The following is a 26954-nucleotide window of genomic DNA, read 5'->3' as shown; positions in this document are numbered from 1 at the left end:
AGCCAGGTCTGGATCAACGACCCAGCCAAACGCAGAGAACCCGAACCACAAGGTTTATAGCACCACAAACGTCTCATTTGACTTGACAACTACCGCTCTGCGGCTGGTGCGAGCACAAGTGCCAGATGGCACCCATGGGCAACACTCTCGTCGATCACGGTGGACTCGGCTGGCTGGCTTATCGATGCCTTGGCTGCGGCGGCCTCTCGCTGGCCCAAGGCGAGCTCTGGGGGAGCTCGGGGCAGGCACGGGTTGAGGACTTCCGACCCAATGGCTGGTACCCCGAGAGCCCACTGATCAAGACCTACCCTGAGAGCGTTCCGTCACAGATCGCCGCGACGGCCTCGGATGCCTGGAAGTGCCACAGCGTCGGGGTCCACCAAGGCGCGGCCGTCCTCTCTCGGGCTGTTGTCGAATCCGCCGCCAAGAGCAAAGGCATCACAAGTGGCAGCTTGATGAAGAAGATCGAAGAACTCTTGGCCGGCGGACACATCTACCCACACGTGAAGGATGCCGCCGACGAGATCAGGCACGCCGGGAACGACATCGCACACGGCGATCTCGTAGACGAGCCCTTCACCGCAGACGAGGCGGAGGCGGTACTGGAACTGATGGATCAGGTCTTGGACGGAGTGTTCATAGCCCCTGCGAAGTCCTCCAAGCAGAAGGCTCGGCAGCTGGCGAAGGCTGCAGAGGCCATCTCCCTCGCGTCACCGACGGGCCTCACACCTGCCCAATAAGGAGTGGTGTACACATGGGACACTCGGTACCCTTGGGCGCATGACGCAGCCACTGCCCATAGAGTCCATCCGCGACGTACGCGCCCACCTGGCGGAGGTCGTCGAGCGGGCGGACCGCGACGACGTGCCCACGGTGATCACGCGCCGCGGCAAGGAAGTCGCTGCCGTGGTCTCCATCGAGGTGCTGCGCAAGTACCAGGAGTGGGAAGAGCGCGAGATCAATCGGATCATCGACGAGCGCATGGCCAGCCCCGCGCCTGGCATCCCGATCGAGGACATCATGAGGGAGACGCTGGCGCGCGGTGAGTGAGTACCGAACCGTCTTCCGCCCGGAGGCGCAGGCCGAACTTCGGAAGATCCCTCGCGACATGGCCCTGCGCATCCTGGCCAAGCTGACCGAGCTGGAGACCGACCCCCTCGGCTTCAACACCACCGCACTCGTATCCCAGCCCGAACGACGCCGCCTGCGCGTCGGCGACTACCGCGTCGTCTACACGCTCGACAACGGAGAACTCGTGGTCTGGGTCGTTCACGTGGGGCACCGGTCCACCGTTTACGAGACCTGATCTCCACTGACAAACCGTCAGAATATCCAGCACCCATCCAGCACGGTGACGACGAAGGGGCCGGACTCGATAGAGTCCGACCCCTTCTGACCTGCATGTTTGCCACGTCAGCGACGTGGTGTTATCTCATCCGCTCAGACGTTGAAGCGGAACTCCACCACGTCGCCGTCCTGCATGACGTAGTCCTTGCCTTCCATGCGGGCCTTGCCCTTGGCGCGGGCTTCGGCGACCGAGCCGCATTCGACCAGGTCCTCGAAGGAGATGACCTCGGCCTTGATGAAGCCGCGCTGGAAGTCGGTGTGGATCACGCCGGCCGCCTCGGGGGCGGTGGCGCCCTTCTTGATCGTCCAGGCGCGGGTTTCCTTCGGGCCGGCCGTCAGGTAGGTCTGCAGGCCCAGCGTGTCGAAGCCGACGCGGCCGAGGGTGGCCATGCCCGGCTCCTCCTGGCCGACCGACTGGAGGAGTTCGAGGGCCTCGTCGTCGTCGAGCTCGACGAGTTCCGCCTCCAGCTTGGCGTTCAGGAAGATCGCCTCGGCCGGGGCGACGATCGCGCTCTGCTCGGCCTTGAAGGCTTCGTCCGTCAGCTCGTCCTCGTCCACGTTGAAGACGTAGAGGAAGGGCTTCGTGGTCAGCAGGTGCAGCTCGTGGAGGAGGTCGCCCTTCTCCGTGCCCTTGGTGATGCCCTTCGAGAAGAGGGTGTCGCCCGCTTCGAGGATCTTCTTGGCCTCGACGACCGCCGCCAGGACCGCGACCTTCTCCTTCTGGAGGCGGGACTCCTTCGTCAGGCGCGGCTCCGCCTTCTCGATGGACTGGAGGTCCGCGAGGATCAGCTCGGTGTTGATCGTCTCGATGTCGTCCTTGGGCGAGACCTTGCCGTCGACGTGGACGACGTTCTCGTCCTTGAAGGCGCGGATGACCTGGCAGATGGCGTCCGACTCGCGGATGTTCGCGAGGAACTTGTTGCCCAGACCCTCGCCCTCCGACGCACCGCGCACGATGCCCGCGATGTCGACGAAGTCGACCGTCGCCGGGAGGAGCTTCTGCGAGCCGAAGATGCCGGCCAGGACGGTCAGGCGCTTGTCCGGGACGCCGACGACGCCGACGTTCGGCTCGATGGTGGCGAACGGGTAGTTGGCCGCCAGCACGTCGTTCTTGGTCAGGGCGTTGAACAGGGTCGACTTGCCGACATTCGGCAGGCCGACGATTCCGATCGTGAGCGACACGTTGGCGACTTCCCGTAGCTGGAGGGGGCGGCGGCCCGGGTGCGGGCCACCGGACAGTTTACTTTCCGTGGAGCGGCGCTGGATGTACGCGTGTCCGGGGCCCGATCCGGCCGCCTCCCCGCCTACTTTGGAAGGGTGGAGCGATACAGGACGCAACCGGCGGCTCACCCGCAGCGACCCCCGGCGCAGCGCGGCCGCCCGGCGGCGGCCCGGGCCGCGGCGGCCTCGGGCGTGCCCGAGCAGGGCGCCGCTGCCCGGCGGCCCGCCCCCGCGCGCCGGCTGCCGCGGCCCCGCCTGACCGGCCTCGGCGGCGGGCTCTTCGCGTGCGCCGCCATGGCGCTGGCGGGCGGGATCTCCTGGCTGCTGTTCGACGCCTCGCTGTTCGTGTACGGGCTGCTGTTCCTGCCCGTGGCCGCCGCGACCGCGCTGTGGGTGCGGCCCGCCGACCTGATCACCGCGCCGATCTCCGCGCCGATCGCCTTCGCCGCCGGAGTGTGGCCCGTGGCGGGCGGCTCCGGCGGCTTCGGCGGCCAGCTCATGGGTCTGGTGTCCGCGCTGTCCCTGCACGCCGGCTGGCTGTACGCCGGGACGCTGATCGCCGCGCTGATCGCGGTCGTACGCAAGGCCGTGCTGATCGGCAGGCGCAGGCTGCCCGGGCGAGCCCCCTAGGTGAACGGCCCGGTGGGCGGCAGGACCTAGCTCCGGCGGCCCTTCGGCGGCCGCGCCGCCATCGCCGCCCCCACGATGCCCGCGTTGTTCTGGAGCTTCGCCGGGACGATGTCGGCCCGGATGCCCTGGATCAGCGGCAGGAACTTCTCCGGCTTGCGGCTGACGCCCCCGCCGATGATGAAGAGGTCCGGGGAGAACAGCATCTCCACGTGGGCCAGGTACTTCTGGAGCCGGTGGGCCCAGCGCTCCCACGTCAGGTCCCCGTCCTCCTTGGCCTTCACCGACGCCCGGGTCTCCGCGTCGTGGCCCTTGAGCTCCAGGTGGCCCAGCTCCGTGTTCGGGACCAGCTTTCCGTCGACGAACAGCGCGCTGCCGATCCCGGTGCCCAGGGTGAGCAGGATGACCGTGCCGTCCCGCCCCTCCGCGGCCCCGTACGACCTCTCCGCGATCCCCGCCGCGTCCGCGTCGTTCAGGACCGTGACCGGCAGGCCGCCCAGCTTCCGCGAGAGCAGCGCCGCCGTGTCGACGCCGATCCACGACTTGTCCATGTTGGCCGCCGACCGGGTCACGCCGCCGGTCACCACCCCCGGGAAGGTCACCCCCACGGGGCCGTCCCAGTCGAAGTGGCGCACCACCTCGACGACACAGCCGGCCACCCCCTCGGGGGTGGCCGGCTGCGGTGTCAGTACCTTGTGGCGCTCGCGCGCCAGGTCGCCACGGTCCAGGTCCACGGGAGCGCCCTTGATCCCGGAACCGCCGATGTCCACGCCGAAAATCTGCATGGACACACCGTACGAAAGGGGCTACTTCTCGGCGACCAGTGCGGCCGCTTCGGCGCGCAGGTCGCGGCGCAGTTCCTTCGGCAGCGAGAAGACGATCGACTCCTCGGCCGTCTTGACGATCTCCACGTCCGCGTAACCGCGCGCGGCGAGCCACTCCAGGACTTCCTCGACCAGGACCTCCGGCACCGAGGCGCCCGAGGTCAGGCCGACGGTGGTGACGCCCTCCAGCCAGGCCTCGTCGATCTCGCTCGCGAAGTCGACGAGGTACGCGGCGCGCGCGCCGGCGTCGAGCGCGACCTCGACCAGCCGGATCGAGTTCGAGGAGTTCTTGGAGCCGACCACGATGACCAGGTCGGAGTCTGCGCCCATCACCTTGACGGCGGCCTGCCGGTTCGAGGTGGCGTAGCAGATGTCGTCGCTCGGCGGCGAGACCAGCAGCGGGAACTTGGTCTTCAGCGCGTCGACCGTCTCCATCGTCTCGTCGACCGAGAGCGTGGTCTGCGACAGCCAGACGACCTTCGACTCGTCGCGCACCTCGACCCGTGCCACGTCGTCCGGGCCGTCCACGATCGTGATGTGGTCCGGGGCCTCGCCGGAGGTGCCGATGACCTCCTCGTGGCCCTCGTGGCCGATGAGGAGGATGTCGAAGTCCTCGTTCGCGTACCGGATGGCTTCCTTGTGCACCTTGGTGACCAGCGGGCACGTCGCGTCGATCGTCGCGAGCCTGCCGCGCGCGGCCTCCTCGTGCACCACCGGCGCCACGCCGTGCGCGGAGAACATCACGATGGAGCCCTCGGGGACCTCTTCCGTCCGCTCGACGAAGATGGCGCCCTTCTTCTCCAGCGTCTGAACGACGTACTTGTTGTGCACGATCTCGTGGCGGACATAGACCGGCGCACCGTACTGCTCGAGAGCCTTCTCGACAGCGATCACGGCTCGGTCCACGCCCGCGCAGTAGCCGCGCGGGGCGGCGAGCAGGACACGGCGGGAAGCGGAAGCAGTCATAGGCTCCATCGTACGGGGGTCTCCAGGAGGCCCGCCGTCCCCCGTACGGCACAGACTGGGGCGAAAGCCCGTCCCACCTGTCACCCTGTCGCCCACCTGCCGCTCACCCCTATCACCCGGAGGACGGATGGCGTCCGTTACGGACACGGATCCCGCGACGGCGCCCGCACTGCGGCGGAGCCTCGGATTCCGGGACCTGGTGGTCTACGGGCTGCTCTTCATCGCCCCCATGGCCCCCGTCGGGGTCTTCGGCACGCTCGACGCCAAGTCGCACGGCGCCGTCGCCCTCGTCTACCTGGCCGCGACGGTCGCGATGGCCTTCACGGCCTTCTCGTACGCGCAGATGGTGCGGGTCGCCCCGCAGGCGGGCTCGGTCTTCACGTACGCCCGCAAGGGCCTGGGCGAGGGTCCGGGGCTGATCGCCGGGTGGATGGCGATGCTCGACTACCTGCTGATCCCGGCGGTGGCGTACCTCTTCTCCGGGATCGCGATGAACGCCCTGGTCCCGGAGGTGTCCCGGTGGGTGTGGACGGCGCTGGCGGTCGTGATCACGACGCTGCTCAACCTGTGGGGCGTACGGGCTGCCGCGCGCGTCGGCTTCGCCGTGCTGGCCATGGAGATCCTGGTCCTGCTGGTGTTCCTGGTCTCCGCGGTGACCGTACTGGTCCGGGACGGGGCCCGACGCGGCTGGCTCTCGCCGCTGACCGGCGACGGCTCGCTCGGCTTCTCCACGGCCGCCGTACTGGGCGCCGTGTCGGTGGCGGTGCTCTCGTACCTGGGCTTCGACGCCATCGCATCCTTCGCTGAGGAGGTGACGGGCGGTTCGGCGCGGGTGGCCCGGGCGGTGCTGTTCTGTCTGGCGCTGACCGGGGTGCTCTTCATCGCGCAGACCTACTTGGCGGCGCTGCTGATGCCCGTGTCCGCCGCCGAGCTGGCGGCCGATCCGGCGCGGCAGGGCCCGGCCTTCTACAACGCGGTGGAGTCCTCCGTCGGGCCCTGGCTGCACGACCTGGTCGCGGCCAGCAAGGCGATCGGCGCGGCCTTCGCGGCGCTGGCCGGGCAGGCCGCCGCGGGCCGGCTGCTCTTCGCGATGGCCCGGGAGCGCCGGCTGCCCCGCGTGCTGGCCGGAACCTCGCAGGGGACCCCGCGCCCGGCGCTGCTGGTGGCGGCCACCGTCACGCTGATCGCCGCCGTGTGGGCGGCCCGGCGCGACGACGGGCTCGACCACCTGGTCTCCGTCGTGGACGTCGGGGCGCTGGTCGCGTTCACGCTGCTGCACGCCTCGGTGGTGGGCTGGTTCGTGGCCAAGCGGATGGAGGGGCCCCCGAACTGGTGGAAGCACCTGGTCGTCCCGGTGCTCGGAGCCGCCGTGACCGTGGCCGTGATCGTCGAGGCGGCGTGGACGGCACAGGTCGTGGGGGCGGTGTGGCTGGCGGTGGGCCTGGGGGTACTGGTGTCCCAGCGCGGCCGACGCGCGAGCGACGGACGAGCCGGGCCCGGCTCCGGTGTCGGTCCCGGCGGCTAGCCTGCGTGCATGGGTCTGAATACATCGGCGGAGGCGCCCCTGCCCGTCGGCCAGGTGTCCCGGCTCATCGGGGGCTGGATCGACAAGCTCGGCCAGGTGTGGGTGGAGGGGCAGATCACCCAGCTCTCGCGGCGGCCGGGGGCGGGGGTGGTGTTCCTGACGCTGCGCGACCCTTCACATGACATCTCCCTCAGCGTGACCTGCTTCCGCCAGGTCTTCGACGAGGTCGCGGATTCGGTGACGGAGGGCGCGCGGGTCGTCGTACTGGCCAAGCCGGAGTGGTACGCCCCGCGCGGCCAGCTGTCCCTGCGGGCCACCGAGATACGGCCCGTCGGCATCGGTGAGCTGCTGGCCCGGCTGGAGCGGCTCAAGCGGTCGCTCGCCGGCGAGGGGCTGTTCGCGCTGGACCGCAAGAAGCCTCTGCCCTTCCTGCCGCAGCTGATCGGGCTGGTGGTGGGGCGGGCCTCGGCGGCCGAGCGCGACGTACTGGAGAACGCGCGGCGCCGCTGGCCCGCGGTCCGCTTCGAGGTGCGCAACGTCGCCGTCCAGGGGGTCAATGCCGTGCCCCAGGTGATCGAGGCGGTCAAGGAGCTCGACGCCCTGCCCGAGGTGGACGTGATCATCGTGGCGCGCGGCGGCGGCAGCGTGGAGGACCTGCTGCCGTTCTCCGACGAGGAGGTCGTGCGCACGGTCGCGGCGGCCCGCACCCCGGTGGTCTCCGCGATCGGCCACGAGCCGGACTCCCCACTGCTGGACCTGGTCGCGGACGTACGGGCCTCCACCCCCACGGACGCGGCGAAGAAGGTGGTCCCGGACGTGGGCGAGGAGCTGGAGCGGGTACGCCAGCTCCAGGGCCGGGGCCTGCGCGCGGTGCGGGGGCTGCTCGACCGGGAGGAGCGGGGGCTCGCGCACGCCCTGGCGCGGCCGGTCTTCGTGCATCCGCAGCGGATGGTGGAGACCCGCGAGGCCGAGGTGGAGGCGCTGCTGGCGCGCGGCCGGCGCACGCTGGGGCACCTGCTGGACCGGGCGGACTCGGAGCTCGCGCACACCCTGGCCCGGGTGGTGGCGCTGTCCCCGGCGGCGACGCTGGAGCGCGGGTACGCGGTGCTCCAGCGGGCGGACGGGCATGTGGTGCGTTCGCCGCGGGACGTGGCGGCGGGCGACGAGCTGCGGGCGCGGGTGGCGGAGGGCGAGTTCGCGGTGCGGGTCGCGACGGCCGACGCGCAGGGCGCCGACCAGGGCGCCGACCCGGACACCGGATCGGGCGACGGATCGGGCGCTGCCCAGGGCGTCGACCCGGCCTAGAGACCCAGCTCAGGGGCCCTCGCGGAGCCCCTGAGGACGACACACTGCCGCAACAATTTCTTCGTAGGACACATTTAAGGTGGGAGCGGGAATGGCCGAGACCGAAACGGCGCTGGGGTACGAGCAGGCTCGGGACGAGCTGATCGAGGTCGTCCGCAAGCTGGAGGCCGGCGGCACCTCGCTGGAGGACTCGCTGGCGCTCTGGGAGCGCGGCGAGGAGCTCGCGAAGGTGTGCCGGCACTGGCTGGAGGGAGCCCGTGCCCGGCTCGACTCGGCGCTGGCGGCCCGCGACACGGGGGCACAGACGGGCGCCGGAGCGGACGAGGAGTGAGGTCGCTCACCCCCGGGGGGATTTAGTTGAAGTTTCATCTATTTGCCCCGTAGAGTCTGGGACATCGCTTCACCTCCGTATGGAAGAAGGCTTTCCGATGTCTCTCGTTCTTGACTCCGCCGCTCAGGACCTCCTGTTCCGCGAGGCCCGTACCGCCAACTCGTTCTCCGACGAGCCGGTGACCGAGGAGCAGGTCCAGGCGATATACGACCTGGTGAAGTTCGGTCCCACCGCCTTCAACGCGACCCCGCTGCGCATCACCCTGGTCCGCTCCCCCGAGGCCCGCGAGCGCCTCGTGCGGCACATGGCCGACGGCAACAAGGCCAAGACCGCCTCCGCGCCGCTGGTCGCCATCCTCTCCGCGGACAACGAGTTCCACGAGGAGCTCCCGCACCTGCTGCCGCACTTCCCGCAGGCCAAGGACGCCTTCTTCTCCGAGCGCCCGGTCCGCGAGCAGGCCGCCCTGGTGAACGCCTCGCTGCAGGCCGCCTACTTCATCGTCGGCATCCGCGCCGCCGGCCTGGCCGCCGGTCCGATGACGGGCCTGGACTTCGCCGGTCTCCAGAAGGAGTTCCTGGACGACGACCACACCCCGCTGATGGTCGTCAACATCGGCAAGCCGGGCGAGGACGCCTGGCTCCCGCGCAGCCCGCGCCTGACCTCCGAGCAGGTCATCACCACCGTCTGACACCACCGTCCGACACCGACGGCAGTACCCGCAGGCACACGCGAAGGCCGCGCTCCCGGATTCCGGGGGCGCGGCCTTCCGCGTACGTTCCGCGCACGCCGCCGCCGCAGCAGCGACGACGGCGGCTACGACGACCGGGCGGCTACTTGTCGCCCTGCTTGAACTCCAGCGCCGCCGCCATCACGCCGAGCTGCTCGTAGGAGGCCGTGCCCGTCACGACGGTGACGTAGCCCTGCTCCCGGCGCACGAGGGCGTCGTACTTCTCGCCCTCCCAGCGCTCCCAGGCCGTGTCCCCCACCTGCTGCGTCCGGCCCGTGGCCGTCGCGCGCTGGGTGACCTTGCCGAGGTACTTGTCCGAGGTGTCCGTGGACTGCTCGACCGCCACGTACTGCTTATGCGGGTCGAGGAAGCCCAGGTGCCAGCTGTTGGCGTCCTTGCGGACGAAGTCCACCGAGGTCGCCCGCCAGTCCGACAGCCCCACGGGCGCCGCCACCGGATACGGCGCGGCGCGGCGGGCGGTGATCACCTCGACCCGGTAGTCCACGACGCGCGTCGGGTCGGCCTTGTCGTCGTGCGGGATGCACAGGTAGATCCCGCCGACAAGAAGACCGATCACGACCAGCGACCGGACCATGTCCCAGACCGTCTGCTTCCCCTTCATACCTGCCATCGCACCATCGTCCCGCATGGTCGGCGGCGATCACCGCCGGGGTCGGCGCGGCGGACAGAAGAGCCCCCGGATCTGTCCGCTCAGGCCAATCGCCTGACCGATATTCCGCTCATACGTGACCCGCTCTGCTCAATTTGTCGACGTACCGATAGAGTTCCAGCACCCTCACTTCCCGGCCGTCGCCGTACAGAAAGGTGCGCTCCGATGACCGAGCACAACCTGCCGCCCCAGCTCGAAGTCTCTCCGGAGGCCCCCGACCGCAACCTCGCCCTGGAACTCGTCCGGGTCACCGAGGCCGCCGCCATGGCCGCGGGCCGATGGGTCGGGCGCGGCGACAAGCTCGGCGCCGACGGCGCCGCGGTCAACGCGATGCGGACCCTGATCTCCACCGTCTCGATGAACGGCGTGGTCGTCATCGGCGAGGGCGAGAAGGACGAAGCCCCGATGCTGTTCAACGGCGAGCGGGTCGGCGACGGCACCGGTGCCGAGGTCGACATCGCCGTCGACCCGATCGACGGCACCACCCTGAACGCCAAGGGCATGCCGAACGCGATCGCCGTCCTGGCCGCCGCCGACCGCGGCACCATGTTCGACCCGTCCGCGGTGTTCTACATGGAGAAGCTGGTCACCGGCCCCGAGGCCGCCGACTTCGTCGACATCAACGCCCCCGTCTCGGTGAACATCCGCCGGGTGGCCAAGGCCAAGAAGATGGCCGTCGAGGACGTCACCGTGGTCATCCTGGACCGCCCCCGCCACGAGGGCATCGTCAAGGAGATCCGCGAGACCGGCGCCCGGATCAAGTTCATCTCGGACGGCGACGTCGCGGGCTCGGTCATGGCGGTCCGCGAGGGCACCGGCGTGGACCTGCTTCTCGGCATCGGCGGCACCCCCGAGGGCATCATCTCGGCCTGCGCCATCAAGTGCCTCGGCGGCACCATCCAGGGCAAGCTGTGGCCGAAGGACGACGCCGAGCGCCAGAAGGCCATCGACGCGGGCCACGACCTGGACCGGGTCCTGCACACCAACGACCTGGTCTCCGGCGAGAACGTCTTCTTCGTCGCCACCGGCATCACGGACGGCGAGCTGCTGCGCGGCGTCCACTACCGCTCCGAGACCGCGACCACGTCCTCGCTGGTCATGCGCTCGAAGTCGGGCACGATCCGGCAGATCGACTCGACCCACCGGCTCTCCAAGCTCCGGGCCTACAGCGCGATCGACTTCGACCGCGCCCTGTAGGACCCCGCCCGAACCCGAAGGGGCGCTTCCCTGTGCGGGGGAAGCGCCCCTTCGGCGTGTCTTTGCGCGGCTGCGCCCCTGCGGGCTCCGCGTACGGGCTCCGGGCGGACGGCCCGGCCCGGCTCAGCCCGCGGCGGCGATCGGGCCCGCCGCGGGCCCCTGGCGCAGCTCCGCCGCGCGGCGCCGCCTGCGTGCCAGCACCACGCGCCGCTCGGCGGCGGTGAGCCCGCCCCAGACCCCGTACGGCTCGGGCTGGAGCAGCGCGTGCTCCCGGCAGGCGACCATCACGGGGCAGCGGGCGCAGACCCGCTTGGCGGCCTCCTCGCGCGACAGCCTGGCCGCGGTCGGCTCCTTGGAGGGGGCGAAGAAGAGTCCCGCCTCGTCCCTCCGGCACACCGCCTCCGCGTGCCATGGGCCGTCCTCTTCCCTCGCCGGCACCCGCGGCTTCGGTACGGCTGACGGGCGCGCCCCGAGCCCCTGGAGGCTTTTTATGGCGGCTACCTGCAGGGACTGATGCGGCGGATGCGGCACGGTCTACTCCTGACGACGTATACGCGAGCGAGAGACGATGCACCAGTCCCTACCCGCTGTACGCCCCCCTATGCACTGCGTGCCGCGGGGCGAGGGAGGTTCGACCGAAATCCGACGCCCCCGTGCATACCCCGCGCCGTCCTCACGCCCCCGGCGGCGCCCAGCCGGGAGCGCGGCCGCGGGCGCCGGGCAGGAGACCGGGGGCGAAGCCGCGCAGGGGCTCGGCGACGGCCTCGGCGGTGCCGTCGGCGGGTATGCCGGCGGTGGCCGACCGCGGCCTCAGCCCTGGCCGCCCTCCAGGCGCTTGCGCATCTTCAGCGCCAGGTCGACCAGCCGGGCGCCGAGCTTGGGCCGGGCCTCGATGTTGCCCAGCAGGGCGAAGCCGCGGACGATCACGACCGGGGCCTGCGGGTCGGTCACGGCGCGGGCCTCGCCGCGCACCTCGAAGTTGCCGAGGACCCCGCTGCCGTAGCCGCGCAGGGTGACGTTCTCCGGGACCAGGACCTCGACGTTGCCGAGGACGCAGGTCACGTTGATCTCGGTGACCTGCTGCTCGAAGACGGCCTCGGTCAGGTCGATGGTGATGTCACCCATGACAGACACGGCGCGGGTGTGGGCGCTCGGGCGCCAGCGCCCCTTGCGGGCGGAGCTGCTGCACACGGCGACGACGGTCTCGGCGGGCCCGCCGGCGGGGACCCCCGCGGGCCCGGCGTGCGCGCCCGGCTGCGGGGCGCCGCCGGGCGCGGGCAGGTCCCGTACGAGGACCTCCAGCTCGCCGACCGTCTTCAGGGCGTACAGCGAGTCCAGGCGCTCGGAGTGCTCCTCGGCGTCGAGCCGGCCCTCGGCGAGGGCGTCGGCCAGGATCGCGGCGATCCGGTCCCGGTCCGCGTCGGAAGCGCGCAGCTCGGCGGGGGCCGGCGCGGCGGGAGCGGCAGGGGCGGCGGGAGCGGCAGGGGCGGCGGGGTGCTTTTCCAGGTCCACGGGACCCAGCATAGCGAGACACGATAGATCGCGATACTGGCCAGTGAGCCTTACCTCACAGACACAGCCCGCGGCGGAGGTCCTACGCTGGTTAACCGCGCTGCCAATTGGTCGTCAGCGCTGTCTGCCGAGTGAGGAATGACTGCCGTCATGCCAGAGTTTGCGTACACCGACCTGCTGCCCCTGGGCGAGGACGCCACCCCCTACCGGCTGGTGACCTCCGAAGGCGTCTCGACCTTCGAGGCCGACGGCCGTACGTTCCTCAAGGTCGAGCCGGAGGCGCTGCGCAAGCTCGCCGAAGAGGCGATCCACGACATCCAGCACTTCCTGCGCCCCGCGCACCTCGCGCAGCTGCGCCGCATCATCGACGACCCCGAGGCCTCGGCGAACGACAAGTTCGTCGCCCTGGACCTGCTCAAGAACGCGAACATCGCGGCGGCCGGCGTGCTCCCGATGTGCCAGGACACCGGCACGGCGATCGTGATGGGCAAGCGCGGCCAGAACGTCCTGACCGAGGGCGGTGACGAGGCGGCGCTGTCCCGCGGCATCTACGACGCGTACACGCGCCTGAACCTGCGCTACTCGCAGATGGCCCCCCTCACCATGTGGGAGGAGAAGAACACCGGCTCGAACCTGCCCGCGCAGATCGAGCTGTACGCGACCGACGGCGGCGCGTACAAGTTCCTCTTCATGGCCAAGGGCGGCGGCTCGGCCAACAAGTCCTTCCTCTACCAGGAGACGAAGGCGGTCCTCAACGAGGCCTCCATGATGAAGTTCCTGGAGGAGAAGATCCGCTCGCTCGGCACCGCGGCCTGCCCGCCGTACCACCTGGCGATCGTGGTCGGCGGCACCTCGGCGGAGCACGCGCTCAAGACCGCGAAGTACGCCTCGGCGCACTACCTGGACGAGCTGCCGACCGAGGGTTCCGCCCTGGGCCACGGCTTCCGCGACCTCGACCTGGAGCAGCAGGTCTTCGAGCTGACCCAGAAGATCGGCATCGGCGCGCAGTTCGGCGGCAAGTACTTCTGCCACGACGTCCGTGTCGTCCGCCTGCCCCGCCACGGCGCGTCGCTGCCGGTGGCCATCGCGGTGTCCTGCTCGGCGGACCGCCAGGCGACCGCGAAGATCACCGCCGAGGGCGTCTTCCTGGAGCAGCTGGAGCGCGACCCGGCCCGCTTCCTGCCGGAGACCACCGACGAGCACCTGGACGAGGCCTCGGACGTCGTCTCCATCGACCTGACCCAGCCGATGGCGGACATCCTCGCGACGCTCACCGAGCACCCGGTGAAGACGCGGCTCTCGCTGACCGGTCCGCTGGTCGTGGCGCGCGACATCGCGCACGCCAAGATCAAGGAGCTGCTGGACTCGGGCGCGGAGATGCCGCAGTACCTGAAGGACCACCCGGTCTACTACGCCGGCCCCGCGAAGACCCCCGAGGGCTACGCCTCGGGCTCCTTCGGCCCGACCACGGCCGGGCGGATGGACTCCTACGTCGAGCAGTTCCAGGCGGCGGGCGGCTCCATGGTCATGCTGGCCAAGGGCAACCGCTCCCAGCAGGTGACGGACGCGTGCGGTGCGCACGGCGGCTTCTACCTCGGCTCGATCGGCGGCCCGGCGGCGCGCCTGGCCCAGGACTGCATCAAGAAGGTCGAGGTCCTGGAGTACGAGGAGCTCGGCATGGAGGCGGTCTGGAAGATCGAGGTCGAGGACTTCCCGGCCTTCATCGTGGTGGACGACAAGGGCAACGACTTCTTCCAGAACCCGGCCCCGGAGCCGACGTTCACCCACATCCCGGTCCGCGGCCCGGGTCTGGCGTAACGCCCCGGCCGGGACCGGTCCGGCAGCTTCGGGCCCCGGGGGTGACCATCACCGCCGGGGCCCGCCGTGCGTCCCCCGCAGCAGCTCCGCCTCCAGCGGGGTCGCGGCCAGGCCGTGTACGCGCGCCTCGCGCAGCTGCGGGAGCGTGAGCGCGTACAGCTCGCGGACGAGGGCCAGGGGGACGCCGTCCGGTCCGCCTACGGCGAGGCGGACCGCGCCCTCCTCGGCGATGATCCGCTCGCGGATCCACGGCGGGGGCGGGCCCCAGCCGCCGCCGCTGGTCTCGTACCCGTTCGCCGGGTCGGTGCAGTGCGAGGACTCGTACCAGCGCAGCCGGCCGTCTATCAGGCGCTGCCAGACCCGGTTGTGGCAGGAGTCGCAGGGTTCGCCATGCAATGTCACGGAGAATTCGACCATCCGTGGATGATGCGGTACCCGGGGCTCCACCGCACCCGGTTAACGTCTCCCCCATGACGCAGCTGCTGCCCACCGCCCGCGCCACGCGCGTGGTCGCCCACCGCGGGGCCTCCCACGCGCACCCCGAGCACACGCTCGCGGCCTACCGGCAGGCCATCGCCGACGGAGCCGACTCGCTGGAGTGCGATGTGCGGCTCACCGCCGACCGGAAGCTCGTGTGCGTGCACGACCGGCGCGTCGAGCGGACCTCCGACGGGCGCGGGGTCGTCTCGGAGATGACGTACGAGGAGCTGCGCGCCCTCGACTTCGGGGCGTGGAAGGGGCCCGGGCACGCCGGGGCCCGGGTGCTGCTCTTCGAGGACCTGCTCCAGGAGGCGCTGGCCGCGCCCTACCCGGTCGGACTCGCCGTCGAGACCAAGCACCCGACCCGTGCGGGCGGCCGTCTGGAGGCCGAACTGGTGCGGATGCTGCGGCAGTACGGGCTGGCCGACGGGGCCGCCGGGCGCGTCGAGGTGATGAGCTTCTCCCGCGCCGCGCTGACCCGGATGCACCGGCTCGCGCCCGGGCTGCCCTCCGTGTACCTGATCGAGCGCCGGGTCCGGCCGGTCCGGCCGCCGTACGCCACCCACGCGGGCCCGGGGATCGACCTCGTACGGCGCGATCCGGGGCTGGTGGGCCGGCTCCGGGCCAGGGGGCTGGCGGTACGGGTGTGGACCGTGGACGAGCCCGAGGACGTGGAGCTGTGCGTGCGGCTCGGGGTGGACACCCTCATCACCAACCGGCCGCGCGAGGTGCGCAAGCTGCTGAACGACATGTGACACCCGGCCGGGGTGCGCCGGCCGGGTGTGGGGGGTTCGGATCTGGCGGTTCAGGTCCCGCGGAACGCTTACGCGAAGCGCTGGTTCGCCGAGCCGTTGCAGGTCTGCAGTCGCAGCGGCTCGTGCGGGGCGGACACCGTCAGGCACATGCCCGGGGCGGCCGCGGGGCGGATCGTGGCACCGTCACGGACGAACTGCTGGTTCGCGCCGCCGTGGCAGTTCCAGATGATCAGGCCGGTGCCGCTGCCGTAGTTGGCGCCGGGGGCGTCGAGGCAGCGGTCGTGGGTGAGCTCGATGTGGATCGACTTGCGGGCCGCGTCGTACCACCAGCCCTGGTTGCGGCCTCCGTGGCAGTCCCAGCCGACGACCTTGGTCTCGTTGGCGCTGGCACCGCCGAAGGAGTCGAGGCAGTTGCCGGTCGCCTCGTTCTTGAGCGGCTTGTACAGGTCGTCCCACGCCCCGGCCTGCAGGACGGGGGTGCCGGTGCTCGCCGGGTCCGCGCAGGACGCCTCGCGCAGGCCGGAGTCGTAGAGCTGGGTCAGGCAGGACGCGAACGCGCCGTGGCCCCGGTAGTTGGGGTGGAAGGACTGGCGGGCGGTGTTCTCGTCCCACGGGAAGTGGTCCCCGAGGTCCAGGTAGAGGCCGCGGGCCCAGGTGTCCTCCATGCACACCTCGTGGCCGTTGAAGAGCCGCGAGTTGTCCAGGTAGGTGGCGCCGGCCGCGCGGGCCGCGGCGCGCATGCCCTTCTCGAAGGTGGGCACCGCGTAGTTGCGGCCCCAGGTGGCGTCGGAGTCGTACCCGGCGCAGCCGCCGGGCAGTTTGCCGGGGAAGCTCGGGTTGTCGTAGAAGTCGGGCCCGATGGGGCTGGGGTAGCCCATGACGACGAGCTTGTAGTCCGAGTCGGCGTAGCCCGCGTCGCGCATGACCGTCTTGAGGTCCGCGATGGTGGACTCCACCTTGGGCCTCAGGCCGTCGACGCGCGCCTGCCACCCGGGGGCGTACTTGGGCTCGCAGGTGCCCTGGCTGAGCACCCAGCGGGTCACGCAGTCGGTCATGACCGGGCCGAACTGCAGGTCGTCGTTGGCGCCGGCGACCAGCAGCACCATCTTGATCCTGGTGTTGCGGGCCTTGATGGCGAGGCTGTCGCTCTGCACCAGCTCGTCGGCGTACTGCTTGCTGCCGCCGATCCGGATGTTGCCGGTGTACCCGCCGGAACAGGCCACGTTGAAGGTCAGGTCGGCCGGGATGCCGGTGCGGTGGATCGCCGAGTCGGGCGAGCGGTGGCACTGGTTGTTCGGCGTGTTGGTCGCGGGGTCGTAGTTGCCCACGCCCTCGCCCGATATCTCGCTGTCGCCGAGCGAGATGAGTCCGGTCTTGCGCTCGCCCGCCGGGCGGATCGCCGGGTCGCCGTAGATCCTGGTGGCCTCCGCGGCGCGGATGGCCTCCAGCTCGGGCGACAGGGGGGTGACGGCTGCGGCGGGGGCTGCCGCCTGGGCCATGGGGGTGATGGCGGTGACGCCCCCGAGGGCGGCCGCGACCGCCGCGACGGCGGCGAAGGTAGATCTGAGCCTTGGTTTCGTGCGTGTGCGCGCCATGAAGGCCTCCCCGAGATCGGTGTTACCCCCGGTATTTACTGGTCAGTAGGGGAGTTGGGAACACTTCGAACAAGACAATTGCTCAACTTTTTGAGGAGGCCACGAACATGACAGAAGATCAGCAGGCCGCAGCAGCCGGGAACGCCTACCGGATCGAGCACGACTCCATGGGCGACGTACGGGTCCCCGCGCACGCCAAGTGGCGGGCCCAGACCCAGCGCGCGGTGGAGAACTTCCCCATCTCCGGGCAGCACCTGGAGCGCGCCCACATCGAGGCACTGGCCCGGATCAAGGCCGCGGCCGCCAAGGTCAACGCCGGGCTCGGCGTCGTGGACCAGGACGTCGCCGAGGCGATCCGCTCCGCCGCGGCCGAGGTCGCCGAGGGCCGCTGGGACGAGCACTTCCCCGTCGACGTGTTCCAGACCGGCTCCGGCACCTCGTCCAACATGAACGCCAACGAGGTGATCGCCACCCTGGCCACCGAGCGGCTCGGCCGCGACGTGCACCCCAACGACCACGTCAACGCCTCGCAGAGCTCCAACGACGTCTTCCCGTCCTCCATCCACATCGCCGCGACCGCGGCCGTCACGCGCACGCTGATCCCGGCGCTGGAGCACCTCGCTGCCTCGCTGGAGCGTAAGTCCGAAGAGTTCGCCGACGTGGTCAAGGCCGGGCGCACCCACCTGATGGACGCCACCCCGGTCACCCTGGGCCAGGAGTTCGGCGGGTACGCCGCCCAGCTGCGCTACGGCGTGGAGCGGCTGCGCGCCGCGCTGCCCCGGCTGGCCGAGCTGCCGCTGGGCGGGACCGCCGTCGGCACCGGCATCAACACGCCGCCCGGTTTCTCCGCCGCCGTGATCGCGGAGGTGGCCGGGGCCACCGGGCTGCCGCTCACCGAGGCGCGCGACCACTTCGAGGCCCAGGGAGCCCGGGACGCGCTGGTGGAGACCTCGGGGATGCTCCGTACGGTCGCCGTCTCGCTCACCAAGATCTCCAACGATCTGCGCTGGATGGCCTCCGGACCGCGCACGGGATTGGCCGAAATCAACCTCCCGGATCTCCAGCCGGGGTCCTCGATCATGCCCGGGAAGGTCAATCCGGTCGTCCCGGAGGCCGTCCTGATGGTCGCCGCCCAGGTGATGGGCAACGACGCCGCGGTCGCGGTGGCGGGCGCCGCCGGCAACTTCGAGCTCAACGTGATGCTCCCCGTGATGGCCCGCAACCTGCTCGAATCGATCCGGCTGCTGAGCAGCGCGAGCCGCCTGCTGGCCGACCGTACGGTCGACGGGATCACCGCCAACACGGCCCGGGCCAGGGAGTACGCCGAGTCCTCGCCCTCCGTGGTGACCCCGCTGAACCGGTACATCGGCTATGAGGAGGCCGCCAAGGTCGCCAAGAAGTCGCTCGCGGACCGCAAGACGATCAGGGAGGTCGTGCTGGAGTCCGGCTACATCGAGCGCGGCGATCTGACCGTCGAGGAACTGGATCAGGCCCTTGACGTGCTGCGTATGACCCGACCCTGAGCGGGGGCCGGATTCGGTCGTTTCCCGTCCCCGAACACCTCCGTGACCTGCACCGCAGCGGGGCCGCGGGCCCCAGCCCTAAGATCTGCGCATGACAGGTACCGGAGGCCGCGGGGGCGGCGTGGCGCACGACGGGGCGCGGGGCACGCACTGGTCGCCCGGGGAGCAGATCCTCTGGCGGTACCGCGACCACGCCCCGGGCCTGAGGGGCCAGGTGCACATCTGCCGCCCGGTGACCGTGGTGCAGGACACCGACGAGCTGCTCGCCGTGTGGATGGCCCCCGGAACCGAGTGCGTCAAGCCGGTGCTCGCCGACGGGAGCCCCGTGCACGAGGAGCCGCTCGCCACCCGCTACACCGCGCCGCGGACCACCGTGCGCGCGCACTGGTTCGGGGCGGGCGTGCTGAAGCTGGCGCGGCCCGGGGAGCCGTGGTCGGTGTGGCTGTTCTGGGAGCACGGCTGGCGGTTCAAGAGCTGGTACGTGAACCTTGAGGAGCCCCGCTCGCGCTGGTCGGGCGGGGTGGACTCGGAGGACCACTTCCTGGACATCTCCGTCTACCCGGACCGGACGTGGAAGTGGCGCGACGAGGACGAGTTCGCGCAGGCCCAGCGGTCCGGTCTGATGGACCGGGAGCAGGCGCTGCGGGTGCAGGCCGCCGGGCGCGCGGCGGTGGACGTGATCAAGGACTGGGGCACGCCCTTCCGCGACGGCTGGCAGGACTGGAGACCGGACCCGGCCTGGGGAGTTCCCGTTCTGCCCGAGAACTGGGACCGCACTCCGGCGCATATGACCTCATGAGACCCTTGATGCGCCCCCGGGGGGCAAACATAGGATCGTCCTCCGCCGGGTTCCCCGCGGCGCCGCCGCGAGGTCGTCCATCCGTAAATGTCGTGCCGTGAGCCGGACTTGACCGGAGGTCAACGCGAGACGATGAGGTAACGAGCGGGACGCGGAACCGCGGGGTGATGGTGTCCCCGCCGCTGAGCGGGTATACCGCGACTGACCGAGTTGAGTGCAGCGCACATCGAGCGCAAACGGACGGAATTCCACGCGTGACGGAGTACCCCACCTCGCAGGAGGGCCCGCAGCCCGCCACGGCCGCCGCGACACCGGCCCCGGGCGGCTCCGGCGCGCCCTCCTCCGGTACGGCCCGCGGCGGGCTCGGCCAGGTCGCCGTCGCCTCCGGCGCCTCCGGCGGAGGAAGCGACGAACCGGGCCACGGCAAGGCCCCGGTGCCGGCCGCCGAGGCCGTACGCGGCACGGGCGCGGGCACGCCCGGCGGCCGCCTGCCGCACGCACGCGGTGGCGAGGCCGCCCGGGGCAAGGCCTCGGCGGCGGGCGGCGACACCCCCGGTGACGCCCTCCAGGACCCTGCCCGGGCCGCGGCCGCGGGTACGGGCCCGGGACCCTCCGGCGCCCCCGCGTCCGGTGCCCCGGCCACCGCGGCCGGCGGCGCGGGCCGCCACGGCGGCGGCGCGATACCGGGCGGCGCGGCCGGGGAGGCCACCGCCGCGCGCCGCGAGGGCGACCGGCTGCGCTTCGTCGGCGCCGCCACCCGCCGGATCGCGCGCGGGATCGACCTCGACGAGATCGTGCTCGGCCTGTGCCGGGCCACCGTGCCCACCTTCTCGGACGCCATCCTGGTCTACCTGCGCGACCCGCTCCCGGTCGGGGACGAACGCCCCGTCGGCCCGGTCGTTTTAAGGCTGCGGCGCACCGACCGGCTCCGTCCGATCGACGACCTCACGGGCGGCGTGACGGGCGCCATGGCCGCCGCCGACACGGCCGCCGCCACCCATGCGGCCCTCGCCCCGGGCGGCGAACTCGACTTCAGCCAGCTCCCGATGGTCGGCCCGCAGGGTGACCTGCCGGCCGCCGAGCTCTGCGAGATCCGCCCCGGCGGAGCCCTCGCCGAGGTGCTGCGCGGCGTACGGCCCGTCTTCGGGTCCTCCGCCGCCGCGCGGGCCGCGCTGCCGGAGCTGCTGGGCGCGGAGCACCCCGTCCCGCGCGGGCAGCGGGCCATCCTGGCTCCGCTGCGCGGCCGCCGGCGCGTGATCGGCGCGGCGGTGTTCCTGCGTACCCCGGACCGGCCCGCCTTCGAGCAGAACGACCTGCTGGTCGCCGCCCAGCTGGCCACCCACACCGCGCTCGGCATCGACAAGGCGGTGCTCTACGGCCGCGAGGCGTACATCGCCGACGAGCTCCAGCGCACCATGCTCCCCGACAGCCTCCCCCAGCCCACCGGGGTCCGCCTCGCCTCGCGCTACCTGCCGGCCGCCGAGACGGCCCGGGTCGGAGGGGACTGGTACGACGCGATACCGCTGCCCGGCAGCCGGGTCGCGCTCGTCGTGGGCGACGTCATGGGCCACTCCATGACCTCCGCCGCGATCATGGGCCAGCTGCGCACCACCGCGCAGACCCTCGCCCAGCTCGACCTGCCGCCCGCCGAGGTCCTGCACCACCTGGACGAGCAGGCCCAGCGCCTGGGCTCCGACCGGATGGCCACCTGCCTCTACGCGGTCTACGACCCGGTCTCGCACCGGATCACCATCGCCAACGCCGGCCACCCGCCGCCGGTGCTGCTGCACCTGGGCGGCCGCGCCGAGGTGCTCCGCGTACCGCCCGGCGCCCCGATCGGCGTCGGCGGCGTGGACTTCGAGGCCGTGGAGCTGGACGCGCCCGCCGGGGCCACCCTGCTGCTGTACACCGACGGCCTGGTGGAATCCCGGCTGCGCGACGTGTGGACCGGCATCGAGCAGCTCCGCGAGCGCCTGGCCACCACCGCCCAGCTGACGGGTCTGGACCACCCGCCGCCGCTGGAGGCGCTCTGCGACGACGTGCTGGACATGCTCGGCCCGGGCGACCGGGACGACGACATCGCGCTGCTCGCGGCCCGGTTCGACGGGATCGCGCCCAGCGACGTCGCGTACTGGTTCCTGGACCCGGAGGAGACCGCGCCGGGCCGGGCCCGCCGGTTCGCCCGCCGTGCCCTGACCCGGTGGGGCCTGGAGGAGCTCCAGGACTCCCTGGAGCTGCTGGTCAGCGAGGTGGTCACCAATGCCGTGCGGTACGCCGAACGGCCCGTGACCCTGCGCCTGCTGCGTACGGACGTACTGCGCTGCGAGGTCGGCGACGACTCCCCGCAGCTGCCCCGCCAGCGCCGGGCCCGGGACACCGACGAGGGCGGCCGCGGCCTGTTCCTGGTCAACCGGATGGCCCGCCGGTGGGGTGCCACCCGCCTCAGCAGCGGCAAGGTGGTCTGGTTCGAGCTCGCGCTGCCGGGGGCGGCTGCCGAGCGGCGCTGACACCGGAGCGGAGCGAACGAGAGCCGCCCCGCAGCCTTCGGGCTGCGGGGCGGCTCTCGTTCGCTTACGGCTGCGGCACCTGGTTCGGCGGCACCACCGGCGGGTCCGGGGTCTTCGTCGGGGTCTTCGTCGGGGTCTTGGTCGGGTCCGGCGACTTCGTCGCGCTCCCGGTCGGGTCCACCGGCTTGGAGGTGCCCGGGTCCGGGCTGTTCTGCGTCGGCGGGGTGTACACCGGCGTGCTCGGGGTCTGGCTCGGCGTGTTCGACGGGGAGTTGCTCCGCGTCGGCGTCTGGGTCGGGCCCATCTTGGCCTCCTCCAGATCGAAGTCGCCGGTCTTCTGGCCCTTGAGCGCGGCCAGGGTGTACGCCTTCCAGATGGCCGCGGGGAAGCTGGAGCCGCCCGCACGGCCGCCGCCCGCCGTGCCGGTCAGGCTGACCTGCTCGTGGGAGGTGGGGTCGGTACCGAACATGGCGACGACGGTGACCAGCTCCGGGGTGTACCCGGTGAACCAGGCGGCGACGTTCTTCTCGGTGGTACCGGTCTTGCCGGCCGCCTCGTAGACGGAGCTCTTGACGGCCTTGCCCGAGCCGTCCTCGACGACTCCGGTGAGCACCTTGGTGACGGTGTCGGCGGTCTCGCGGCTGATGGCCTGGTCGCCGACGGGGCGGACGGGCTTGTACTCCCGGTCCGCGTGCACGGCGGACTTGATGACGGTCGGGGTGATCTTCTTGCCGTGGCTGTCGAGGGTGGCGTAGACCCCCGCCATCTCCAGGGTGTTGGCGCTCATCGTGCCGAGGGCCATGGCCGGCTGGTCCGCCGGCCAGCCGGGCCGGTCCTGCATGCCGAGGGCGAGACCGGTCGTCTTCACGTTCTGCGGCTTCGTGTCCACGATCATCTGGGCGTAGACCGAGTTCACCGACGAGTTGGTGGCGGACTGGACCGTCATCATCGGGTCGCCGTAGTCCTTGTCGTCCTGGTTCTGCGGGTTGAAGGGGACCTTGCTGCCGACCACGGGGCGCTTGCTGGTGCCGTCGTAGAGGGTGTTCGGGGTGATCGGCTTGCCGTCCTGGGTGGTGGCCTTGTTCTCCAGGGCGGAGGCGAGCACGATCGGCTTGAAGGTCGAGCCCGGCTGGTAGTCGGTGCGCAGCGCGTTGCTGGCCCACTGGTCGGACAGGCCGGTGCCGCCGTACATCGCGACGACGGCGCCGGTCTTCGGGTCCACCGAGGTGGCGCCCGCCTGGACGGCGCCGTCGACGGCGCGGCCCTTGCGGTCGAGCTTGGACTCCAGCTCGTCCTGGACGGCCTTCTCCAGCTCGGCCTGCTTCTTCGGGTCGATGTTGAGGGTGATCTCCCAGCCACCGGCCTTGAGCTCGGCGTCGGTCATGCCGGTCTGCTTCTTCAGCTCCGCGTCGGCGGCCTGGACCAGGTAGCCCTTCTGTCCCTCCATGCCCGGGGCGGCCTTGGGCTTGATGGGCTCCTGGAACTTCATCTCCTTGCGCTTGGCCGCGTCCAGCTTGCCCATCTCGACCATGTTGTCGAGGACCGCGTTGAAGCGGACCATGACCAGCCGCTTGCCGTTCTCCCCGGCGGTCGCCCAGTCGTACTGGCTGGGGGCCTGGAGGACGGCGGCGAGGTACGCGCCCTGCTCCAGGGTCAGGTTCTCGGCGTCGACGCCGTAGTACGCCTGGGCCGCGGCCTGGATGCCGTACGCGTTGCGCCCGTAGAAGTTGGTGTTCAGGTAACCGGCGAGGATGTCCGGCTTCTCCATGCGCTGGTCGACCTTGAGGGAGATCACCAGCTCCTTGAGCTTGCGGGTCGCCGTCTGGTCCTGGGTCAGGTAGAAGTTCTTGACGTACTGCTGGGTGATGGTCGAGCCGCCGGCCTTGCCCTTGCCGGTGGCCGTGTTCCACACACCGCGGGCGATGCCCTTGAGGTCGACGCCGCTGTCCTTGTAGAAGGACTTGTTCTCGATCGCGATGAAGGCCGTCTGGACGTCCGACGGGATCTTGCTGATGGGCAGGATCTGGCGGTTGAGCTTGCCGTCCTGGGCCATGACCGAGCCGTCGGAGTACTTGTAGACGTTGCTCTGCTTGAGGGCGTCGGCGTTGGGGTCGGGCTCCTCCACGTAGAAGTAGAGGGCGATCAGGGCGCCCATGCCGAGCAGGATCAGCCCGAGGAACGTGCCCAGGATCTTCTTCCAGGTGAAGAAGCGGCGTATGCCGGTCGGTTTGCCCGCGCTGCCCTTCCCCTTGGCGCGCTCGCGCGGCGCCCGCCGCGCACCGCGCTGCTGCTGCGCCCGTCGCGCTTCTGCTCGGCCCATCGCTCCCGCTCCGCTCGATTACCCCCCCGACATCAGCTCAGAAAGCTAACACCGCAGGCTGTGACAAAGGTTGACTAACCGTGCTTATAACCGGTCAATTCGGACGTGAGAATCAGCACCCACATCAATGGAACCGACGCACGCAAAGCCATAAGGGTTGCGGCCCGCCAGAAAAGTGATATCACTTTGCTAAGCGGTCTGACCGGCCGCCGACAAGCGAAACGGGGCAGATCATGACAGACACGGCAACGGAGATCGAGTCGGGTACCGGCGCGGCCACGCGGGAGTTCGCCGCACGCAGCGTCGGCGGCGGACTGGCGCTGCTGCTCGGGCTCGTGGGCCTGGCGGCCGGTGCGGGCCTGATCGCCTTCGGCGCCGCGGCCACGGCCACCGCCCTCAAGGTCTGCCTGATATTCGCGGGCGTCGCCACGATCCTCGCCGCCATCACGGCCATGAGCGGGCTGAACACGGTGGCCCCCGGCGAGGCCCGCGTGGTCCAGCTGTTCGGCCGCTACCGCGGCACGATCCGCACCGACGGCCTGCGCTGGGTCAACCCGCTGACCTCGCGGGAGAAGATCTCCACCCGGGTCCGCAACCACGAGACCGCCGTCATGAAGGTCAACGACGCCTACGGCAACCCGATCGAGCTGGCCGCGGTCGTGGTCTGGCGGGTCGAGGACACCGCGCGCGCCGTCTTCGAGGTCGACGACTTCACGGAGTTCGTCGAGACCCAGACCGAGGCGGCGGTCCGCCACATCGCGATCGAGTACCCCTACGACTCCCACGACGAGGGCGGCCTGTCGCTGCGCGGGAACGCCGAGGAGATCACCGAGAAGCTGGCCGTCGAGCTGCACGCCCGGGTGGAGGCGGCCGGTGTGCACATCATCGAGTCCCGCTTCACGCATCTCGCGTACGCTCCGGAGATCGCCTCCGCGATGCTCCAGCGCCAGCAGGCGGGCGCGGTCGTGGCGGCCCGCAAGCAGATCGTCGAGGGCGCGGTGGGCATGGTCGAACTGGCCCTGACCCGCCTGGCCGAGCAGGAAATCGTGGAGCTCGACCCGGAGCGGAAGGCAGCGATGGTCTCCAACCTGATGGTGGTCCTGTGCGGTGATCGCGCGGCCCAGCCGGTCGTCAACACGGGCACCCTCTACCAGTGAGTCCCGCCGAGGAGGACCCCGCCCCGGCCCCCGGGGCGAAGCGGCAGGCGCGCAAGCAGGTGCTGCTGCGGCTCGACCCGCAGGTGCACGACGCGCTCGCGCGCTGGGCCGGCGAGGAACTGCGCAGCGCCAACGCGCAGATCGAGTTCCTGCTCCGGCGGGCCCTGGCGGAGGCCGGCCGGCTCCCGGGCGGGGCCGGCCCGATCCCGCCCCGCGGCCGCCCCCGCACCTCTCCGGACTCCTGACCTTCAGGGCCGGCGGTTCAGCAGGACGAACCCGTCCTGCTGGGCCACCGTCCGGTACCCGTCGCCCTTCGCCATGTCGAGGGCGATCGCCTCCTCCACCACGGACAGCGGCCAGCGCCGGTGCGGCGCCACCTTCGTGTCCACGATGATCCACTCGGGGCGCGGCCGGCTCTGCGGCCAGCCGTACAGGCTGGTGCTGGTGCGGTTGGTCAGGTGCGGCACCAGCCCGTCCGAGGCCTGGACCGTGGCCCCGTCGGGGATCCGGTCCATCAGCTCCTGCGCCACGGCGACCCGGGGGTCCGCCCGCCAGGTGTCCGGCTGGACCAGCTGCCACACCGGGAATCCGGGCAGCAGCAACAGGCAGATCCCGGCCGCGCCCGCGAGGTACCGGCGCAGCCCGGCCACCGTGGTGCCGCGCCGGACCAGGGCGTCGGTGAACGCCGCGAAGACGATCGGCATCAGCACCAGCGAGTAGTGGTAACCGGTGCCCCAGTGGGCCGAGTTCTGCGAGACGAACCGCCACAGCAGCGTCGGCAGGGCCACCAGCGCGATCGGCGAGCGCAGGGCCAGGAACAGGGTCGGCGCCAGCACCAGCACCAGGGTCGAGACCTTGGTCTCGGGGGTGACCAGCCCGACCGTGGCCTCGTGCAGCAGCTCCCCGGCGCCGGCCCAGAAGCCCGCCCCGCCGCCCTCGGAGCCGCCCAGGTACGACGTGTAGGCGTACTCGCCGCCCGGGTTGAAGGCGGGCAGCACCACCAGCATGGCCAACGCCGTCCCGGCCACGCCCACCACGGCGGTGACGATCCCGAGCCGCCTCGCGCCCGGGCCCGCGCGCCAGGCGATGACCAGGCCGATGACGGCCACCGTCAGCCCGAGGTCCTCCTTCACCAGCACCAGCGGCACCGCCCAGTACGCGGCCGCCCGCAGCCGCCCGGAGCCGAGGGCCGCGAGCGAGCACGCGAGCAGCGGGAGGGCGAAGGCCACCTCGTGGAAGTCGAAGCCGACTCCGCTCGCGATGCCCCAGGACAGCCCGTAGCAGAGCCCGATCACCACGGCGGGCACCCGGCCCAGCGACCGGTGCGCCCAGCCGGCGAGCGGCACCACGCTCGCGGCGACGAGCACCGCCTGCGCGACGAGCAGGGTCTGGGCCGAGGGCCACAGCCGGTACAGGGGCGCGAGGACGGCGAGGACCGGCGAGAAGTGGTCCCCCAGGATGGGGAAGTCCGGGGCCTTGAGCTCGGACACGGGCAGCCGGCCCACCGCGTAGGAGCGGACGACCTGGTCGAAGATGCCGAGGTCGTAGCTGTGCGAGAGCAACCGGTGGTGGATGCGCAGGGACAGGGCCAGGTAGCAGAGGAGGAGCCCGGCGGCGAGGGTCCAGATCCACCACGGGGGCGTGTACGGAGCCTCGGCGGACCGCTCCGGCTCCGTCCGGCCCGCGGGTCCGGACTGCTGCGGGGGGAGGGTGGCGGCGACGTCGGAGGGGGGTGCGTGCATGGCGCG

The 26954-nt window shown here is 71.4% G+C and carries 26 protein-coding genes; 16 read left to right on the top strand and 10 right to left on the bottom strand.

The features are described from left to right. Nucleotides 1-134 precede the first annotated feature (134 nt). From AB0M99_RS33155 to AB0M99_RS33145, 3 genes are read left to right on the top strand one after another with little or no spacing between them, the layout of a single operon-like run. On the top strand, nt 135-740 hold the full coding sequence (locus tag AB0M99_RS33155) for a DUF4145 domain-containing protein (protein WP_365927103.1): 606 nt from the start codon (nt 135-137) through the stop codon (nt 738-740). Nucleotides 741-780: 40 nt separating this feature from the next. Next, on the top strand, nt 781-1050 hold the full coding sequence (locus AB0M99_RS33150) for a type II toxin-antitoxin system Phd/YefM family antitoxin (RefSeq protein ID WP_365927101.1): 270 nt from the start codon (nt 781-783) through the stop codon (nt 1048-1050). Next, a complete protein-coding gene (locus tag AB0M99_RS33145; RefSeq protein ID WP_365927099.1) occupies nt 1043-1306 on the top strand; it encodes a type II toxin-antitoxin system RelE/ParE family toxin in 264 nt (87 codons plus the stop codon). Before AB0M99_RS33150 ends, AB0M99_RS33145 begins: the two co-directional genes overlap by 8 nt. Nucleotides 1307-1440: 134 nt before the next feature. Here AB0M99_RS33145 and ychF read toward each other — a convergent pair whose 3' ends face one another. After that, nucleotides 1441-2529, bottom strand: a complete 1089-nt coding sequence (gene ychF, locus AB0M99_RS33140; protein ID WP_365927097.1) for a redox-regulated ATPase YchF — start codon at nt 2527-2529, stop codon at nt 1441-1443. 231 nt (nt 2530-2760) lie between these two features. On the opposite strand from ychF, the gene AB0M99_RS33135 reads away from it, so the two are divergent. Further along, the gene (locus AB0M99_RS33135; protein ID WP_365927109.1) at nt 2761-3198 is read left to right on the top strand and encodes a DUF6542 domain-containing protein; all 438 of its coding nucleotides are present in this window, start codon (nt 2761-2763) and stop codon (nt 3196-3198) included. Nucleotides 3199-3224: 26 nt separating this feature from the next. Here the strand turns inward: AB0M99_RS33135 and ppgK are convergent, their stop codons facing one another. Next, entirely contained in the window at nt 3225-3980 is a 756-nt protein-coding gene (ppgK, locus tag AB0M99_RS33130; RefSeq protein ID WP_365927095.1) for a polyphosphate--glucose phosphotransferase, read from the bottom strand. Between the two features lie 21 nt (nt 3981-4001). Beyond that, complete coding sequence (locus AB0M99_RS33125; RefSeq protein WP_365927093.1) at nt 4002-4994, bottom strand: 4-hydroxy-3-methylbut-2-enyl diphosphate reductase; 993 nt, start codon at nt 4992-4994, stop codon at nt 4002-4004. 118 nt (nt 4995-5112) lie between these two features. On the opposite strand from AB0M99_RS33125, the gene AB0M99_RS33120 reads away from it, so the two are divergent. From AB0M99_RS33120 to AB0M99_RS33105, 4 genes are all read left to right on the top strand, one after another. Continuing rightward, on the top strand, nt 5113-6510 hold the full coding sequence (locus AB0M99_RS33120; RefSeq protein WP_365927091.1) for an APC family permease: 1398 nt from the start codon (nt 5113-5115) through the stop codon (nt 6508-6510). A gap of 9 nt (nt 6511-6519) precedes the next feature. Beyond that, entirely contained in the window at nt 6520-7815 is a 1296-nt protein-coding gene (xseA, locus tag AB0M99_RS33115; RefSeq protein WP_365927090.1) for an exodeoxyribonuclease VII large subunit, read from the top strand. Between the two features lie 91 nt (nt 7816-7906). Next, a complete protein-coding gene (locus tag AB0M99_RS33110) occupies nt 7907-8146 on the top strand; it encodes an exodeoxyribonuclease VII small subunit (RefSeq protein WP_365927088.1) in 240 nt (79 codons plus the stop codon). Between the two features lie 97 nt (nt 8147-8243). Continuing rightward, nucleotides 8244-8834, top strand: a complete 591-nt coding sequence (locus AB0M99_RS33105) for a malonic semialdehyde reductase (protein WP_365927086.1) — start codon at nt 8244-8246, stop codon at nt 8832-8834. Between the two features lie 142 nt (nt 8835-8976). Here the strand turns inward: AB0M99_RS33105 and AB0M99_RS33100 are convergent, their stop codons facing one another. Continuing rightward, entirely contained in the window at nt 8977-9504 is a 528-nt protein-coding gene (locus tag AB0M99_RS33100; RefSeq protein ID WP_365927084.1) for a DUF4245 domain-containing protein, read from the bottom strand. Nucleotides 9505-9708: 204 nt separating this feature from the next. Here AB0M99_RS33100 and glpX point away from each other — a divergent pair, with 204 nt between their 5' ends. Then, a complete protein-coding gene (glpX, locus tag AB0M99_RS33095; RefSeq protein ID WP_365927082.1) occupies nt 9709-10740 on the top strand; it encodes a class II fructose-bisphosphatase in 1032 nt (343 codons plus the stop codon). Between the two features lie 123 nt (nt 10741-10863). Here the strand turns inward: glpX and AB0M99_RS33090 are convergent, their stop codons facing one another. Together AB0M99_RS33090 and AB0M99_RS33085 are read right to left on the bottom strand one after the other, a co-directional pair. Then, nucleotides 10864-11232 carry a WhiB family transcriptional regulator gene (locus AB0M99_RS33090; RefSeq protein ID WP_365927107.1) on the bottom strand — a complete coding sequence of 123 codons (369 nt, stop codon included), beginning with the start codon at nt 11230-11232 and terminating at the stop codon, nt 10864-10866. A gap of 318 nt (nt 11233-11550) precedes the next feature. Continuing rightward, on the bottom strand, nt 11551-12252 hold the full coding sequence (locus AB0M99_RS33085; RefSeq protein WP_365927080.1) for a DUF1707 domain-containing protein: 702 nt from the start codon (nt 12250-12252) through the stop codon (nt 11551-11553). A gap of 150 nt (nt 12253-12402) precedes the next feature. Between AB0M99_RS33085 and AB0M99_RS33080 the strand changes: the two genes are divergently transcribed. Next, entirely contained in the window at nt 12403-14070 is a 1668-nt protein-coding gene (locus AB0M99_RS33080; protein ID WP_365927078.1) for a fumarate hydratase, read from the top strand. Nucleotides 14071-14118: 48 nt separating this feature from the next. Here the strand turns inward: AB0M99_RS33080 and AB0M99_RS33075 are convergent, their stop codons facing one another. Further along, nucleotides 14119-14487, bottom strand: coding sequence for a hypothetical protein (locus AB0M99_RS33075; protein ID WP_365927076.1), 369 nt, complete (start codon nt 14485-14487; stop codon nt 14119-14121). Between the two features lie 53 nt (nt 14488-14540). Here AB0M99_RS33075 and AB0M99_RS33070 point away from each other — a divergent pair, with 53 nt between their 5' ends. Continuing rightward, nucleotides 14541-15305 (top strand): glycerophosphodiester phosphodiesterase, encoded by a 765-nt coding sequence (locus AB0M99_RS33070; protein WP_365927074.1) that lies wholly within the window; start codon nt 14541-14543, stop codon nt 15303-15305. Between the two features lie 68 nt (nt 15306-15373). On the opposite strand, the gene AB0M99_RS33065 is transcribed toward AB0M99_RS33070, so the two are convergent. Then, entirely contained in the window at nt 15374-16900 is a 1527-nt protein-coding gene (locus tag AB0M99_RS33065) for a ricin-type beta-trefoil lectin domain protein (RefSeq protein ID WP_365927072.1), read from the bottom strand. Nucleotides 16901-17007: 107 nt separating this feature from the next. Here AB0M99_RS33065 and AB0M99_RS33060 point away from each other — a divergent pair, with 107 nt between their 5' ends. From AB0M99_RS33060 to AB0M99_RS33050, 3 genes are all read left to right on the top strand, one after another. After that, complete coding sequence (locus tag AB0M99_RS33060) at nt 17008-18423, top strand: class II fumarate hydratase (RefSeq protein ID WP_365927070.1); 1416 nt, start codon at nt 17008-17010, stop codon at nt 18421-18423. 91 nt (nt 18424-18514) lie between these two features. Next, nucleotides 18515-19222: a DUF402 domain-containing protein gene (locus AB0M99_RS33055; RefSeq protein ID WP_365927068.1), complete on the top strand. Its 708-nt coding sequence runs from the start codon at nt 18515-18517 to the stop codon at nt 19220-19222. Between the two features lie 254 nt (nt 19223-19476). Then, on the top strand, nt 19477-21729 hold the full coding sequence (locus tag AB0M99_RS33050) for an ATP-binding SpoIIE family protein phosphatase (RefSeq protein ID WP_365927066.1): 2253 nt from the start codon (nt 19477-19479) through the stop codon (nt 21727-21729). A gap of 64 nt (nt 21730-21793) precedes the next feature. Here AB0M99_RS33050 and AB0M99_RS33045 read toward each other — a convergent pair whose 3' ends face one another. After that, entirely contained in the window at nt 21794-24049 is a 2256-nt protein-coding gene (locus tag AB0M99_RS33045; protein ID WP_365927064.1) for a transglycosylase domain-containing protein, read from the bottom strand. Between the two features lie 233 nt (nt 24050-24282). Here AB0M99_RS33045 and AB0M99_RS33040 point away from each other — a divergent pair, with 233 nt between their 5' ends. Then, nucleotides 24283-25206 (top strand): SPFH domain-containing protein, encoded by a 924-nt coding sequence (locus AB0M99_RS33040; protein ID WP_365927062.1) that lies wholly within the window; start codon nt 24283-24285, stop codon nt 25204-25206. Further along, nucleotides 25203-25451, top strand: coding sequence for a hypothetical protein (locus AB0M99_RS33035; RefSeq protein WP_365927060.1), 249 nt, complete (start codon nt 25203-25205; stop codon nt 25449-25451). Before AB0M99_RS33040 ends, AB0M99_RS33035 begins: the two co-directional genes overlap by 4 nt. Nucleotides 25452-25454: 3 nt before the next feature. On the opposite strand, the gene AB0M99_RS33030 is transcribed toward AB0M99_RS33035, so the two are convergent. Beyond that, the gene (locus AB0M99_RS33030; protein WP_365927058.1) at nt 25455-26948 is read right to left on the bottom strand and encodes a DUF2079 domain-containing protein; all 1494 of its coding nucleotides are present in this window, start codon (nt 26946-26948) and stop codon (nt 25455-25457) included. Nucleotides 26949-26954 lie beyond the last annotated feature (6 nt).

This window comes from Streptomyces sp. NPDC051183, from assembly GCF_040682455.1.
In the GTDB taxonomy this organism is placed as follows: domain Bacteria; phylum Actinomycetota; class Actinomycetes; order Streptomycetales; family Streptomycetaceae; genus Streptomyces.
Note: the sequence above shows the minus strand (reverse complement) of the source record. Positions and strands in the feature narration are given on the sequence as shown.

What these genes read in the sequence shown, in the direction of transcription:
- AB0M99_RS33155 (WP_365927103.1), top strand. Translation starts at nt 135, where the DNA reads ATGGGCAACACTCTCGTCGATCACGGTGGACTCGGCTGGCTGGCTTAT.
- AB0M99_RS33150 (WP_365927101.1), top strand. Translation starts at nt 781, where the DNA reads ATGACGCAGCCACTGCCCATAGAGTCCATCCGCGACGTACGCGCCCAC.
- ppgK (WP_365927095.1), bottom strand. Translation starts at nt 3,980, where the DNA reads ATGCAGATTTTCGGCGTGGACATCGGCGGTTCCGGGATCAAGGGCGCT.
- AB0M99_RS33125 (WP_365927093.1), bottom strand. Translation starts at nt 4,994, where the DNA reads ATGGAGCCTATGACTGCTTCCGCTTCCCGCCGTGTCCTGCTCGCCGCC.
- AB0M99_RS33120 (WP_365927091.1), top strand. Translation starts at nt 5,113, where the DNA reads ATGGCGTCCGTTACGGACACGGATCCCGCGACGGCGCCCGCACTGCGG.
- xseA (WP_365927090.1), top strand. Translation starts at nt 6,520, where the DNA reads ATGGGTCTGAATACATCGGCGGAGGCGCCCCTGCCCGTCGGCCAGGTG.
- AB0M99_RS33110 (WP_365927088.1), top strand. Translation starts at nt 7,907, where the DNA reads ATGGCCGAGACCGAAACGGCGCTGGGGTACGAGCAGGCTCGGGACGAG.
- AB0M99_RS33105 (WP_365927086.1), top strand. Translation starts at nt 8,244, where the DNA reads ATGTCTCTCGTTCTTGACTCCGCCGCTCAGGACCTCCTGTTCCGCGAG.
- AB0M99_RS33100 (WP_365927084.1), bottom strand. Translation starts at nt 9,504, where the DNA reads ATGGCAGGTATGAAGGGGAAGCAGACGGTCTGGGACATGGTCCGGTCG.
- glpX (WP_365927082.1), top strand. Translation starts at nt 9,709, where the DNA reads ATGACCGAGCACAACCTGCCGCCCCAGCTCGAAGTCTCTCCGGAGGCC.
- AB0M99_RS33080 (WP_365927078.1), top strand. Translation starts at nt 12,403, where the DNA reads ATGCCAGAGTTTGCGTACACCGACCTGCTGCCCCTGGGCGAGGACGCC.
- AB0M99_RS33075 (WP_365927076.1), bottom strand. Translation starts at nt 14,487, where the DNA reads ATGGTCGAATTCTCCGTGACATTGCATGGCGAACCCTGCGACTCCTGC.
- AB0M99_RS33070 (WP_365927074.1), top strand. Translation starts at nt 14,541, where the DNA reads ATGACGCAGCTGCTGCCCACCGCCCGCGCCACGCGCGTGGTCGCCCAC.
- AB0M99_RS33065 (WP_365927072.1), bottom strand. Translation starts at nt 16,900, where the DNA reads ATGGCGCGCACACGCACGAAACCAAGGCTCAGATCTACCTTCGCCGCC.
- AB0M99_RS33060 (WP_365927070.1), top strand. Translation starts at nt 17,008, where the DNA reads ATGACAGAAGATCAGCAGGCCGCAGCAGCCGGGAACGCCTACCGGATC.
- AB0M99_RS33055 (WP_365927068.1), top strand. Translation starts at nt 18,515, where the DNA reads ATGACAGGTACCGGAGGCCGCGGGGGCGGCGTGGCGCACGACGGGGCG.
- AB0M99_RS33045 (WP_365927064.1), bottom strand. Translation starts at nt 24,049, where the DNA reads ATGGGCCGAGCAGAAGCGCGACGGGCGCAGCAGCAGCGCGGTGCGCGG.
- AB0M99_RS33040 (WP_365927062.1), top strand. Translation starts at nt 24,283, where the DNA reads ATGACAGACACGGCAACGGAGATCGAGTCGGGTACCGGCGCGGCCACG.
- AB0M99_RS33030 (WP_365927058.1), bottom strand. Translation starts at nt 26,948, where the DNA reads ATGCACGCACCCCCCTCCGACGTCGCCGCCACCCTCCCCCCGCAGCAG.